Raw genomic sequence first — 12,530 nt, 5'->3', positions numbered from 1 at the left:
TCAGGAGTCTTCATCATGCAGGGCATTCTTTATGAGGAACCCTCGATTTGGCAGTTCTTTTTCGTGACCTGCCTGCTCGGTGGCTGGGCGGCCTGGATGACGGGCAAGGCGTGTGCCCAAACATGGCGCAGCTTCGCCCAGCTATTCGCCTATATGCTGGGGCTCGGCATCGGCGTAAGATTCATCCATCATGCGCTGTTCGGCGGAACGATGTTTTCGCTGCATTACTACGTGGTCGATACCATCGTGCTGATGATATTGGGCTTCATTGGCTACCAATACACGCGCACCAACCAGATGGTAACGCAGTATAATTGGCTTTACGAAAGAGCCTCTCTTTTGAGCTGGAAACCAAAAGGTTGACATTTATCATTAACGGCGTTTCAGGGATGAATCGGCGTGACAAGTGCCTGAAAATCGGCAAAGTACTCTTTCTGCGAGCAAGAGTGGGCATCGCATGAAAGCAACATCCACGCCCACTCGGTAAATGGGAGCGTTTCAATGAAAAAGTCACTTTTGTCCGCCGTCGCCCTGGCCGCGCTTGTCGCGTTCAGCGGCAACGCGTGGGCTGACATCCTGATCGGCGTTGCCGGTCCGATCACCGGTCCGAACGCAGCGTTCGGCGCCCAGCTTCAGAAGGGTGCCGAACAGGCAGTCGCCGATATCAATGCGGCGGGCGGCGTTCTTGGCCAGCAGCTGAAGCTTGAAGTCGGCGACGACGTCTCCGATCCCAAGCAAGGCATCTCGGTCGCCAACAAGTTCGTCGCCGACGGCGTCAAGTACGTCGATGGCCACTTCAACTCCGGCGTCTCGATTCCGGCGTCGGAAGTCTACGCCGAGAACGGCATCCTTGAGATCACGCCGGCCGCGACCAATCCGAAGCTCACCGAACGTGGCATGTGGAACACCTTCCGCACCTGCGGACGCGACGATCAGCAGGGCAAGGTCGCTGGCGACTATCTCGCCGCGAACTTCAAGGATGCCAAGATCGCTGTCATCCATGACAAGACGCCTTATGGCCAGGGCCTCGCCGACGAAACCAAGAAGGCGCTCGCAGCCAACGGCGTGACTGAGGCCATGTATGAAGGCATCAATGTCGGCGACAAGGATTTCTCGGCCCTCATCGCCAAGATGAAGGACGCGGGCGTCTCGGTGGTCTACTATGGCGGCCTGCACACCGAAGCCGGCCTGATCATACGCCAGCTCGCTGACCAGGGCCTCAAGGCAACCTTCATGTCCGGCGACGGCATCGTGTCGAACGAATTGGCCTCCATCGCCGGCGACGCCGTCGAGGGCACGCTGATGACGTTCGCTCCGGATCCGCGCAAGAATCCGAACGCCAAGGAACTCGTCGAGAAGTTCCGTGCGGCCGGCTTCGAGCCTGAGGCCTATACCCTCTACTCCTACGCCGCGATGGAAATCATCGCGGCCGCCATCACCAAGACCGGTTCAGCCGACGACGCTCAGAAGGTAGCCGAGACCATCAAGTCGGCCGGCCCCTGGAAGACCGCGATCGGCGAGATCGGCTACGACGCAAAGGGCGATATCACCCGTCCGGACTACGTCATGTACACCTGGAAGAAGGGTGACGACGGCAAGTACACCTATGTCGAGAACGCACCCGGCAAATAACCGGACGTTGCTACATGAAAATGCCCGGCGCCTCGCGCCGGGCATTTTTCATGGGGGTTTCCCGAACGCTTGGATCGGAACTGCCCAGGCGTTCTCCGGATCGACATGCAATGCGTCGACGCGATAGATCAAACTAAATCGATTTAATCCTCTTTTCGATTTTGTTTGCACTGCAGCATTTTCGCGTTAATCATGTCGTCAGTTTCCTTACCCTCCGCGTCCGGAGCCTTGTCCTTGGCAATCTCGAAGATTCTTGTCGCCAACCGCTCCGAAATTGCCATCCGCGTCTTCCGCGCGGCCAATGAGCTCGGCCTCAAAACCGTGGCGATCTGGGCAGAGGAGGACAAATACTCGCTGCATCGCTTCAAGGCCGACGAAAGCTACCAGGTCGGCCGCGGGCCGCACCTGACCAGGGATATGGGGCCGATCGAAAGCTATCTGTCGATCGAGGAGGTTATCCGTGTCGCCAGGCTTTCGGGCGCCGATGCCATCCATCCGGGTTACGGGCTGCTGTCGGAGAGCCCGGAATTCGCCGAGGCCTGTGCCAAGGCCGGCATCATCTTCATCGGACCAAAGCCCGATACGATGCGCCGGCTGGGCAACAAGGTCGCCGCCCGCAATCTCGCAATCGAAGTCGGTGTGCCGGTAATTCCCGCTACCGATCCCTTGCCGGACGACATGGCGGCGGTAAAGGAACTCGCCAAGACGATCGGCTACCCGGTGATGCTCAAGGCGTCGTGGGGCGGCGGCGGCCGCGGCATGCGCGCCATCCGCTCCGAGGCCGATCTCGCCCGCGAGGTGATGGAAGGCAAGCGTGAGGCGAAGGCGGCTTTCGGCAAGGACGAGGTCTATCTCGAGAAGCTGATCGAGCGCGCACGCCATGTCGAGGTGCAGGTGCTGGGCGACCGCCAAGGCAACGCCGTGCACCTGTTCGAGCGCGATTGTTCGATCCAGCGCCGCAACCAGAAAGTGGTCGAGCGGGCGCCGGCGCCGTATCTTGAAATGCCACAGCGCGAGGAGCTTTGCGGCTACGCGCTGAGGATCGCGCGCGAAACCAGCTATATCGGCGCCGGCACGGTCGAGTTCTTGCAGGATGCCGATACCGGAAAATTCTATTTCATCGAGGTCAATCCGCGTATCCAGGTCGAGCACACCGTCACCGAACAGGTGACCGGCATCGACATCGTCAAGGCGCAGATCCATATCCTCGACGGCTTTGCCATCGGCACGGCGGAATCGGGCGTTCCGGCGCAGAAGGACATCAGGCTCAACGGTCACGCACTGCAGTGCCGCATCACCACTGAAGATCCCGAGCATAATTTCATCCCCGACTATGGCCGCATCACCGCCTATCGCGGTGCCACCGGCTTCGGTATCCGCCTTGATGGCGGCACCGCCTATTCGGGCGCGGTCATCACCCGCTTCTACGATCCGCTGCTGGAAAAGGTGACGGCGTGGGCGCCGACGCCGGCCGAGACCATCGCCCGCATGAACCGGGCGCTGCGCGAATTCCGGATCCGCGGCGTGGCGACCAATCTCACCTTCCTCGAGGCGATCATCAATCACCCGAGCTTCGCCGACAATTCCTACACCACCAAGTTCATCGACACGACGCCGGAACTGTTCGCCAGTGTGAAGCGGCAGGACCGCGCGACCAAGCTGCTCAACTATCTTGCCGACGTTTCGGTCAATGGTCATCCCGAGACGCGCGGCCGGCCGCAGCCAAAGGCCGATGCGGCGCCACCAGTGGTGCCATATCTCAACGGCAATGTGCCTCAAGGCAGCAAGCAGAAGCTCGACGTGCTCGGGCCGGAGAAATTCGCCGCGTGGATGCGCGAGCAAAAAGAGGTGCTGGTCACCGACACGACAATGCGCGACGGGCATCAATCCCTGCTCGCGACGCGTGTGCGCACCTATGACGTCGCCGGCATTGCCGGCACCTATGCGCGTGCGTTGCCGCAGCTTTTGTCGCTCGAATGCTGGGGCGGCGCCACATTCGACGTCGCCATGCGCTTTCTCACCGAAGACCCATGGGAGCGGCTGTCGCTGGTGCGCGAGGCAGCACCCAACCTTCTGCTGCAGATGCTCCTGCGCGGTGCCAATGGCGTTGGCTATACCAACTATCCCGACAATGTCGTGCAGCATTTCGTCAAGCAGGCTGCGGCCGGCGGCATCGACCTGTTCCGCGTCTTCGACTGCCTGAACTGGGTCGAGAACATGCGCGTCGCCATGGATGCGGTCGGCGCCGAGGGCAGACTGATCGAAGCGGCTATCTGTTATACCGGCGACATACTCGATCCGGCGCGGGCCAAATACGATCTGAAATATTATGTCGGCCTGGCCGGGGAATTGCAGGCGGCAGGCGCCCATATCATCGCCGTCAAGGATATGGCCGGGCTTTTGAAACCGGCGGCGGCCCGCGTGCTGTTCAAGGCACTGCGCGAGGCGACGGACCTGCCGATCCACTTCCACACCCACGACACATCCGGCCTGTCGGCGGCAACCGTGCTGGCGGCGGTGGAGAGCGGCGTCGACGCCATCGACGCGGCGATGGATTCGCTATCGGGCAACACCTCGCAGCCGTGCCTGGGTTCGATCGTCGAGGCGCTGAAGGGCACCGAGCGCGACCCGGGCCTCGACCCGCAATGGATCAGGAACATCTCGTTCTACTGGGAGGCGGTGCGCAACCAATACGCCGCCTTCGAGAGCGACCTGAAGGGGCCGGCATCGGAGGTCTATCTGCACGAAATGCCGGGCGGGCAGTTCACCAACCTCAAGGAACAGGCGCGCTCGCTCGGGCTGGAGACACGCTGGCACGAAGTGGCGCAGACCTATCACGACGTCAATCTGATGTTCGGCGACATCGTCAAGGTGACGCCGTCATCCAAGGTCGTCGGCGACATGGCGCTGATGATGGTGAGCCAGGACCTGACCGTCGCCGATGTCGAGAATCCGGCGAGGGACATCGCCTTCCCGGATTCGGTGGTGTCGATGTTGCGCGGCGATCTCGGCCAGTCGCCGGGCGGCTGGCCAAAGCCATTGCAGAAGAAGGTGCTGAAGGGCGAAAAGCCGATCACGGTGCGGCCGGGTTCGCTGCTCAAGCCGGCGGATCTCAAGGCCAGCCGCGCGGAGGTCGAGGAAAAGCTCGAGCGCAAGCTCAGTGAGTTCGAGTTCGCGTCGTGGCTGATGTATCCGAAGGTGTTTTCCGATTTTGCCGCCGCGCAGGAGACCTACGGGCCGGTCAGCGTGCTGCCGACGCCGACCTATTTCTACGGCATGAAGCCGGAAGATGAAATTTTCGTCGACATCGAAAAAGGCAAGACGCTGGTGGTGCGCTGCCTTGCCCTGGGCGATGTCGACGAAAAGGGCATGGTCACCGTGTTCTTCGAGCTCAATGGCCAGCCGCGCCGCGTGAAGGTGCCGGACCGGGCGCATGGCGTATCCGCCGCCAAGGCGCGGCGCAAGGCGGAGCCGGGCAACGAGGCGCATGTCGGCGCGCCGATGCCTGGCGTCGTCTCGGCGCTTGCGGTCGCTGCCGGCCAGGCGGTGAAGGCTGGTGACGTGCTGCTGTCGATCGAAGCGATGAAGATGGAAACGGCGTTGCATGCCGAACGCGACGGCACCATAGCCGAAGTGCTGGTCAAGGCCGGCGACCAGATCGATGCCAAGGATCTGCTGATCGCGTTCGGGTGAAATAGGCCGGCATCAGGGAGTCTTGTCGGCGCCTGGCAGCAGCCCTTCATGCCGCATCGATAGCACCTTGACCCGCCGCGCCCGGTCGGGCATCGAACCGCTGCAATTCGCCGCTCGGGTCACCCCGAGTCGCGGCGAGAAACGACGCGGAGAGAAGACTATGGCCGACGACATCACCGAGACCAGCCAGACTGTTGCCGCCGGCCAGCTGCGCGCCTTCATCGAACGCATCGAGCGGCTCGAGGAAGAGAAGAAGACGATTGCCGACGACATCAAGGAAGTGTTCGCTGAGGCCAAGGGCACCGGCTTCGACACCAAGGCGATGCGGTCGATCATCCGGCTGCGAAAGAAGGACCAGGCCGAGCGGCAGGAAGAGGAATCCATTCTCGATCTGTACAAGGCCGCGCTTGGAATGGTGTAGAGACAACAGTCTCGGCCTGATGCTGGAGCGGGCATCGAACCATGAGCGAATTCGATTTTGGCGCCCGCCGCGCCTCTGAATTCCGCCAACGCAGCTTCTGGACGCTGTTCGCGGAACGGCATCCGGATGAAAGGGCTCTGCTGGCGAGGCGCGGACCGTGGTTCTGGCAGCGTGGGCTGCCCGACTTCGCATTGGTCCTTTCAATGTATGTCGCGCCTGCGCACAATCATGTCGGCGTTTTCTTCGGCCGCAACGAGAAGTTCGGTGCCACGCAAGCCTGGTCGCGGTTGAAGCCGTTCCAGCCGGCCATCGAAGACAGGCTGAAGCTCAGGCCAGAACAAAGTTGCGACGGCCTCGGCATCAATTCGATGTGGCGGGTGAATTGTTTCGCCGAGGACAATTGGCCGGCGATGACCGACTGGCTGGTGACGGAAGCCTCACGTTTCGAGCGTGCGATTGCCGAAGTTCTGGGTCAGGAATAAAGCAGAGTTTCCAGGCGCAATCCTTGTGGAAGGATTGCTCTGGTGAGCAGAGCGAGGGAGCCGGTGGATCGATGACGATCATGTCGCGCGTTGCCGCCTTCTTCCGCTCACGCTGGCTGGGCGGCGTGCCGCTCGATCGGCTGTTCTGGCGCGACCTGGTCGTTGTCGGCACAGCGATCAACGTCGCGTCGTCGGTGGCGGCGCTCATTCTGCTTGGGCTGAAGCTGCCGCTTGCGCTCGTCCTGGCGGTGCATTTCGCGCCGGTGCCCTACAATATCTTCCTGACCTTTGCCGTTTGGCGAACTGCCGGAAAATCGAGTGGTGTCAAGGCCTCGCTGATGACGCTTGGCGCCACGTTGTGGCTGATCCTGGTGGTTGTGGCCTGACGATCAGGCGGCCGGCTCGAATTTGAGCGCCACGCCGTTGATGCAATAGCGCAGACCGGTCGGCGGCGGGCCGTCGTCGAAGACGTGGCCGAGATGGCTGCCGCAGCGGGCGCAATGGCACTCGGTACGGACCATGCCGTAGCTGCGGTCGACGGTGGTCTCGACCGAGCCCGGCACGGGATCGTTGAAGCTCGGCCAGCCGGTGCCGCTCTCGAATTTCAGCTTGGATTCAAACAAGGGCTGGTCGCAGCCGACGCAGGAGAAGGTGCCGGCGCGCTTCTCGTGCAGCAGCGCGCAGCTTCCCGGTCGCTCGGTGCCGTGGTTGCGCATCACCGCATATTGCTCGGGCGTCAGCCGGGCGCGCCATTCGGCGTCGGTGCGGGTAACGGGGTAGGTGTGGCTGTCCATTTTTTCCTCTTAGCTTATCTTGCTATTTGGGTTGCCTTCCCAACTTCGCCTGAAATAGGCATTTGTTACGGCGTTTGCCCGTATTTCCAATTCCTGCTGCGAAGAATTCCTCAGGCGATGGCAGCGAGATAGCGCGCAACCGATGCTGAAAATGCCGCCTTTGCATCTCCGATGACGTTCTGGTTCCACCACGCGCCGTAGATATGGTCGAACGCGAAAGGCTCCAGCGCGGCCTTGATGCCGTGCACTTTCGTCGCGTTGAGCGGGATATAGTTCGGATAGCTGTACATGAAGCTGACATGACGGCGAGTCGGCGTCACCTGCAGGATATCGCCGGCCAGGATGGCATTGCCGCCGTCGCGCTTCCAGTGCAGCACCTGGCCACCGGCAAAGTGGCCGCCGCAGCGGATGAGCGTCAGCGACGGGTTTATGGCGCGCGTCTCGCCTTCCCAGCTGATGATCGCCGGATGCGGCCGCATGATCCACTGACGATCATCGGCGTGCAGATAAATCGGCACGCCGCCAAACGCCTCGCTCCACTCGACCATTGCCGAATAATATTGGCAGTGCGAAATGGCGATGGCGGCCAGGCCGCCCCGGCGGTTGATCTCGGCCACCGCCTCGTCGCTGACCATCGAGATGCAGTCCCACAGCACGTTGCCGTGCGGCGTTTGCGCTAGCAATGCCCGCTGGCCGATGGCGAAGCGCGGCTCGATGCCGAAGGCGAGCACGCCGGCATCATCCTTGATCACGACCCGATGCCCGCCGGCGAGCTCTTCCGGCGTGGTCCAGGCCTGGCCCTCCCAGCGCACATATTGCCGCTCGTCCTCGCAGATCGGGCAATGTTGCGGCGGCGTCGCTGTCGCCGCGAACTGGACACCGCATTGCAGGCAAAGGAAACAGGTCGACCGTCCTGTTTTGCGCGGATCCATTCAGTGCTTCCTTGAAAGTTGCTTCGTCGCGGCTTCGAGGCCGGCGAGCGTCAGCGGAAACATGCGGCCGCCAAAGATATCGCGGATCATGGCGATCGAATGGGTAAAACCCCAATTCTTCTCGGCTTCGGGGTTGAGCCATACCGCGTTTGGCCATTGCTGCAGCAACCGGCCGAGCCAGACGGCGCCGGCCTCCTGGTTCCAGTGCTCGACCGAGCCGCCGGGTTGGGCGATCTCATAAGGGCTCATCGAGGCGTCGCCGACGACGATCACCTTGTAGTCGGGGCCATATTTATGGAGGAGATCGAAGGTCGGAATCACCTCGGCATGGCGGCGGCGATTGTCCCTCCACACACCCTCGTAGAGGCAGTTGTGGAAGTAGAAATACTCGAGCTGGCGGAATTCGGCGCGGGCGGCCGAAAACAGCTCCTCGACACTCCTGATATGGTCGTCCATCGAGCCGCCGACATCGAAGAACATCAGCAGCTTCACGGCATTGCGACGTTCGGGTTGTGTCTTAACATCAAGATAACCGTGCTCGGCGGTGGCGTGGATGGTGCCAGGCAGGTCGAATTCCTCTTCGGCGCCTTCGCGCACCCAGCGGCGCAACCGCTTCAGCGCGACCTTGATGTTGCGGGTGCCGAGTTCGACGGCGTCATCGAAATTCCTGAACTCGCGTTTGTCCCAGACTTTTACCGCGCGGCGGTTGCGGCTTTCGTGCTGGCCGATGCGCACGCCTTCGGGATTGTAGCCATAGGCGCCGAAGGGCGAGGTGCCGCCGGTGCCGATCCATTTCGAACCGCCCTGATGCCGGCCCTTTTGCTCCTCCAACCGCTTCTTCAGCGTCTCCATCAGCTTTTCGAAGCCGCCCAGCGCCTCGACCAGTTTCTTCTCCTCGTCGGTCAGGTGCTTTTCGGCGAGCCTCCGCAGCCACTCCTCCGGGATGTTTGCGACATCGACCGGGTCTTCGCCGGCCAGCGCCTCGACACCTTTGAAGATGTGCGAAAAGACCTGGTCGAAGCGGTCGATGTGGCGCTCGTCCTTCACCAGAGCGGCGCGGGCGAGATAGTAAAAGCCCTCGACATCATAGTCGACCAGCCCGGCTTCCAGCCCCTCCAGCAGCGACAGATATTCGCGGAGCGAGACCGGAACCCGCGCTGCCTTCAGTTCGAGGAAGAAGGGGATGAACATCTCACCGTCTACAGCAGATCGTACTCGATGAAGCCGGTCCTGCGCGCCACGTGGTCGTAGAGCTTGCGTGCGGTGGTGTTGGTCTCGTGGGTCATCCAATAGACGTTCTTGACGCCGATCTTGCCGGCTTCCTGCTTGACCGCTTCGATCAGCGCGGCGCCGACGCCCTTGCCGCGCACATCGGGGTCGGCGAACAGGTCCTGCAGGTAACAGTTGTTTATCTCCGACCAGCAGGAGCGATGGTAGAGATAGTGCGTCAGGCCGACGGCCTTGCCGTCGAGGGTGGCGATGAAACCCTTTGGCTCGAACTCGCCCGCCGTGAACAGCCGTTTCCAGGTGACGGCGTAAACCTCTTCCGGCAGCTTGGTTTCGTAGAAGGTGAGATAGGCGGTCCACAGACGTCGCCAGTCGGCATGGTCGGATTGCGCCAATGGGCGGACGGTGATCTCGGTCATTTCGTTTCCCTCTGAAGTCGGCAACCCGAAGCTGCCTCCGTGCCTGGCCAAGGGCAACGGTCCAGCGACGGGAAAGCGCTGTCCGGGGGCTTTCGTCGGCTTCCGACTGACCGGCCCTTCACCCTTGCCGTCTCGCCATGACGGCTAGGCGCTCGAACAGATGCACGTCCTGTTCGTTCTTCAGCAACGCGCCATGCAATTTCGGCAGCGCATTCTTCGGGTCGGCGCGCAGGTCCTCGGGCGCGATGTCGTCGGCGACCAAGAGGCGGATCCAGTCGAGTGCCTCGGAGGTCGACGGCTTCTTCTTCAGGCCCGGCACGTCGCGGATTTCATAGAATTGCGTGAGTGCGGCGCGCACCAGGTTCTGCTTGATGCCGGGATAGTGCACGTCGACGATTTTGTGCAGCGTCTCGACGTCGGGAAAGCGGATGTAATGGAAGAAGCAGCGGCGCAGGAAGGCGTCCGGCAGCTCTTTTTCGTTGTTGGAGGTGATGATGACGATCGGCCGGACGGTGGCGCGGATGGTCTCGCCGGTCTCGTAGACGAAGAACTCCATCCGATCCAGTTCCTGCAACAGATCGTTGGGGAACTCGATATCGGCCTTGTCGATCTCGTCGATCAGAAGCACGACTTTCTTGCCGGCGGCAAAGGCACCCCACAGCTTGCCGCGCTTGATGTAATTGCGAATGTCGTTGAAGCGCTCGTCGCCGAGCTGGCTGTCGCGCAACCGCGAGACGGCGTCATATTCATAGAGGCCCTGCTGCGCCCGTGTCGTCGATTTGACGTGCCATTCGATCAGATCCAGGTCGAGCGCCGCCGCCACCTGGCGGGCAAGTTCGGTCTTGCCGGTGCCGGGCTCGCCCTTGACCAGCAACGGCCGCTCCAGCGCGATCGCCGCGTTGACCGCCACCATCAGATCCTTGTCGGCAACATAGGCTGCCGTGCCTTCGAAACGCATTTTTGCTCCCGGGTTCATCGCGCGACCCTAAGGACGCGGCCTTCGCTGTGCAAGGCGCCGCTGGCGAAACGGGGATCTTGCCGGCGCTGACCTCGTCGAGGGGTTCTGCGTCGAATTAAGCGCTCGAAACATGTCGTCTCTCTGGCGCATGGTCTGGCGTCAGCCTATATTGGGTATGACGGTCTGCGCTTCCCGGCAGGAGAACATTTTCCCCGGGGCCTTAATGATCCCTAGGGAGCTGTCCCTGGGAAGACCCGTGGGTTTTCTCATACGGCGCCCACCTACTTTGTAGGTTCCCGGGATCGCTCTCTCCACCGGTTGTGTGGATCGTCACCTATCGAAAAGGCCATATCTGGCGGATCTTGTCGTCGCGCCGCTTTGTGCGGTGCTCTCACGAACGAAAAATTCGCTCCGCTCCTCCGAAACGTCGCTCGTAAAACTCTATCCAAATCTGACCTTTTCTACCGTCGGCGCATGACCTCCCCAAAAGACCTGAAAAAAAATCTCCGCAACCAAGCCCTCGGGCGCCGCGACGCGCTCGATCCTTTCTGGCGGGTGGAGGCAGCACTCGAAATGGCCGAGATGGCGCGCGACCAGATCACGGTCGAGCCGGGCCAGATCGTCTCCGGTTTCTGGCCGATGGGCTCGGAAGTCGACGTCCGGCCGCTGATGTTCGCCTTGCGCGAAAAGGGGGCAAGGCTCTGCCTGCCGGCCATTCTCGACAAGACCACCATCGTTTTTCGCGAACTGGTGCGCGGCGCGCCGATGATCGACATGGGCTTCGGCACCGTCGGGCCGCATGAGGAAGCCGAGGTGCTCGATCCGCAGGTTATGCTGGTGCCGCTTGCCGCCTTCGATGCGCGCGGGCACCGTATCGGGTACGGCGCAGGCTATTACGACCGGGCGATCGCACGGCTGGCCGACAAGGGGCAGCAGCCGCGGCTGATCGGCATTGCCTTCGACTGCCAGGAGGTGGCCCTGGTGCCGGACGAGCCGCATGACATGATCATTCCGGAAATACTCACCGAGAGCGGGTTGCGCCGGTTCGGGCCGAAATTGTAGATAAGTTCCTGGACGCATGGTCTTTTCCGAAAGTCATGCAGCTTTTTGCTTCGCTGACCTTCGGTTCGGGATCACGCTTATATGAGACTTCTCTTCCTCGGCGACATGGTCGGCAAGACAGGACGTACGGCGGTGTGGGAACAACTGCCCGGCCTGATCTCGGATTTCAAACTCGACTTCGTCATCGTCAATGGCGAGAACGCCGCCGGCGGCTTCGGCATCACCGAGGAGATTTTTCGCGAGACGATCTCTGCCGGCGCCGATGTCGTCACCACCGGCAACCATGTCTGGGACCAGCGCGATGCGCTGATTTTCGCGCCGCGCGAAGAGCGCTTCCTGCGTCCTTCCAATTTCCCCAAGGGTACGCCGGGGCGCGGCTCAGGCGTCTACATCGCCAGGAACGGCGCGCGCGTGCTGGTCGCCAACATCATGGGCCGGGTGTTCATGCATCCCGAGCTCGACGATCCGTTCCAGGCCGGCGAGCGCGAACTTGCCGCTTGTCCGCTTGGCGAGCAGGCCGATGCGATCGTCATCGATTTCCATGCCGAGGCGACCTCGGAAAAAATGTGCTTCGCCCATTTCGTCGACGGCCGTGCCAGCCTTGTTGTCGGCACTCATACGCATCAGCCGACCGGCGATCACCAGATCCTCAATGGCGGCACCGGTTATATTTCCGATGCCGGCATGTGCGGCGATTACGATTCCTCGCTCGGCATGGACAAGGAGGAGCCGCTCAACCGGTTTTTGTCCAAGGTGCCGAAAGGCCGCTTCGAGGCGTCGACCGGACCGGCGACATTGTGCGGCGTCGGCGTCGACATTTCCGACCGTAGCGGCCTGACCGAACGCATCGCGCCGTTTCGCCGCGGCCCGCGGCTGGAGGAAACGGCTCCATCCTTCTGGTCATGACATT

Annotated in this window: 13 protein-coding genes and 1 other RNA gene; 9 read left to right on the top strand and 5 right to left on the bottom strand. The window is 61.8% G+C overall.

All coding sequences use genetic code 11. The features are described 5' to 3' along the window. Window positions 1-15 precede the first annotated feature (15 nt). The 6 genes from NKI95_RS04670 to NKI95_RS04645 all read left to right on the top strand — a co-directional run bounded on the left by NKI95_RS04670 (window position 16) and on the right by NKI95_RS04645 (window position 6,614). The gene (locus tag NKI95_RS04670; RefSeq protein ID WP_254816421.1) at window positions 16-363 is read left to right on the top strand and encodes a DUF6867 family protein; all 348 of its coding nucleotides are present in this window, start codon (window positions 16-18) and stop codon (window positions 361-363) included. 138 nt (window positions 364-501) lie between these two features. Next, entirely contained in the window at window positions 502-1,632 is a 1,131-nt protein-coding gene (locus NKI95_RS04665; RefSeq protein ID WP_352714501.1) for a branched-chain amino acid ABC transporter substrate-binding protein, read from the top strand. A 234-nt stretch (window positions 1,633-1,866) separates the two neighbouring features. Continuing rightward, window positions 1,867-5,325 carry a pyruvate carboxylase gene (gene pyc / locus NKI95_RS04660; protein WP_352714499.1) on the top strand — a complete coding sequence of 1,153 codons (3,459 nt, stop codon included), beginning with the start codon at window positions 1,867-1,869 and terminating at the stop codon, window positions 5,323-5,325. Between the two features lie 160 nt (window positions 5,326-5,485). Beyond that, window positions 5,486-5,746, top strand: coding sequence for a DUF2312 domain-containing protein (locus NKI95_RS04655; RefSeq protein WP_023719653.1), 261 nt, complete (start codon window positions 5,486-5,488; stop codon window positions 5,744-5,746). Window positions 5,747-5,787: 41 nt separating this feature from the next. Then, complete coding sequence (locus tag NKI95_RS04650; protein WP_292658543.1) at window positions 5,788-6,228, top strand: hypothetical protein; 441 nt, start codon at window positions 5,788-5,790, stop codon at window positions 6,226-6,228. Window positions 6,229-6,299: 71 nt separating this feature from the next. Beyond that, a complete protein-coding gene (locus tag NKI95_RS04645) occupies window positions 6,300-6,614 on the top strand; it encodes a hypothetical protein (RefSeq protein ID WP_352714497.1) in 315 nt (104 codons plus the stop codon). A 3-nt stretch (window positions 6,615-6,617) separates the two neighbouring features. On the opposite strand, the gene msrB is transcribed toward NKI95_RS04645, so the two are convergent. From msrB to NKI95_RS04620, 5 genes are all read right to left on the bottom strand, one after another. Further along, a complete protein-coding gene (msrB, locus tag NKI95_RS04640) occupies window positions 6,618-7,022 on the bottom strand; it encodes a peptide-methionine (R)-S-oxide reductase MsrB (RefSeq protein WP_352489224.1) in 405 nt (134 codons plus the stop codon). Window positions 7,023-7,132: 110 nt separating this feature from the next. Further along, on the bottom strand, window positions 7,133-7,954 hold the full coding sequence (locus NKI95_RS04635) for an MBL fold metallo-hydrolase (RefSeq protein ID WP_352714496.1): 822 nt from the start codon (window positions 7,952-7,954) through the stop codon (window positions 7,133-7,135). Continuing rightward, a complete protein-coding gene (locus NKI95_RS04630) occupies window positions 7,955-9,145 on the bottom strand; it encodes a vWA domain-containing protein (RefSeq protein ID WP_352714494.1) in 1,191 nt (396 codons plus the stop codon). It abuts the gene before it with no gap. 8 nt (window positions 9,146-9,153) lie between these two features. Continuing rightward, window positions 9,154-9,600 carry a GNAT family N-acetyltransferase gene (locus NKI95_RS04625; RefSeq protein ID WP_352714492.1) on the bottom strand — a complete coding sequence of 149 codons (447 nt, stop codon included), beginning with the start codon at window positions 9,598-9,600 and terminating at the stop codon, window positions 9,154-9,156. A gap of 118 nt (window positions 9,601-9,718) precedes the next feature. Then, entirely contained in the window at window positions 9,719-10,558 is an 840-nt protein-coding gene (locus tag NKI95_RS04620) for an AAA family ATPase (protein WP_352714490.1), read from the bottom strand. A gap of 177 nt (window positions 10,559-10,735) precedes the next feature. On the opposite strand from NKI95_RS04620, the gene ssrS reads away from it, so the two are divergent. The 3 genes from ssrS (at window position 10,736) to NKI95_RS04605 (ending at window position 12,526) form a co-directional block, all read left to right on the top strand. Beyond that, window positions 10,736-10,891: non-coding RNA, 6S RNA (gene ssrS, locus NKI95_RS04615), on the top strand. Between the two features lie 141 nt (window positions 10,892-11,032). Continuing rightward, window positions 11,033-11,620: a 5-formyltetrahydrofolate cyclo-ligase gene (locus NKI95_RS04610; protein ID WP_352714488.1), complete on the top strand. Its 588-nt coding sequence runs from the start codon at window positions 11,033-11,035 to the stop codon at window positions 11,618-11,620. Between the two features lie 81 nt (window positions 11,621-11,701). Next, window positions 11,702-12,526 (top strand): TIGR00282 family metallophosphoesterase, encoded by an 825-nt coding sequence (locus tag NKI95_RS04605; protein WP_023678036.1) that lies wholly within the window; start codon window positions 11,702-11,704, stop codon window positions 12,524-12,526. The last annotated feature ends 4 nt before the right edge of the window (window positions 12,527-12,530 follow it).

Source organism: Mesorhizobium sp. M0306 (assembly GCF_040321655.1).
Classification (GTDB): Bacteria; Pseudomonadota; Alphaproteobacteria; order Rhizobiales; family Rhizobiaceae; genus Mesorhizobium.
The sequence above is the reverse complement of the archived record's forward strand: the minus strand, read 5'-3'. Positions and strand labels throughout refer to the sequence as shown.

What these genes read in the sequence shown, in the direction of transcription:
- NKI95_RS04605 (WP_023678036.1), top strand. Translation starts at nt 11,702, where the DNA reads ATGAGACTTCTCTTCCTCGGCGACATGGTCGGCAAGACAGGACGTACG.
- NKI95_RS04620 (WP_352714490.1), bottom strand. Translation starts at nt 10,558, where the DNA reads ATGCGTTTCGAAGGCACGGCAGCCTATGTTGCCGACAAGGATCTGATG.
- NKI95_RS04630 (WP_352714494.1), bottom strand. Translation starts at nt 9,145, where the DNA reads ATGTTCATCCCCTTCTTCCTCGAACTGAAGGCAGCGCGGGTTCCGGTC.
- NKI95_RS04655 (WP_023719653.1), top strand. Translation starts at nt 5,486, where the DNA reads ATGGCCGACGACATCACCGAGACCAGCCAGACTGTTGCCGCCGGCCAG.
- NKI95_RS04665 (WP_352714501.1), top strand. Translation starts at nt 502, where the DNA reads ATGAAAAAGTCACTTTTGTCCGCCGTCGCCCTGGCCGCGCTTGTCGCG.
- msrB (WP_352489224.1), bottom strand. Translation starts at nt 7,022, where the DNA reads ATGGACAGCCACACCTACCCCGTTACCCGCACCGACGCCGAATGGCGC.
- NKI95_RS04610 (WP_352714488.1), top strand. Translation starts at nt 11,033, where the DNA reads ATGACCTCCCCAAAAGACCTGAAAAAAAATCTCCGCAACCAAGCCCTC.
- NKI95_RS04635 (WP_352714496.1), bottom strand. Translation starts at nt 7,954, where the DNA reads ATGGATCCGCGCAAAACAGGACGGTCGACCTGTTTCCTTTGCCTGCAA.
- NKI95_RS04625 (WP_352714492.1), bottom strand. Translation starts at nt 9,600, where the DNA reads ATGACCGAGATCACCGTCCGCCCATTGGCGCAATCCGACCATGCCGAC.
- NKI95_RS04670 (WP_254816421.1), top strand. Translation starts at nt 16, where the DNA reads ATGCAGGGCATTCTTTATGAGGAACCCTCGATTTGGCAGTTCTTTTTC.
- NKI95_RS04645 (WP_352714497.1), top strand. Translation starts at nt 6,300, where the DNA reads ATGACGATCATGTCGCGCGTTGCCGCCTTCTTCCGCTCACGCTGGCTG.
- NKI95_RS04650 (WP_292658543.1), top strand. Translation starts at nt 5,788, where the DNA reads ATGAGCGAATTCGATTTTGGCGCCCGCCGCGCCTCTGAATTCCGCCAA.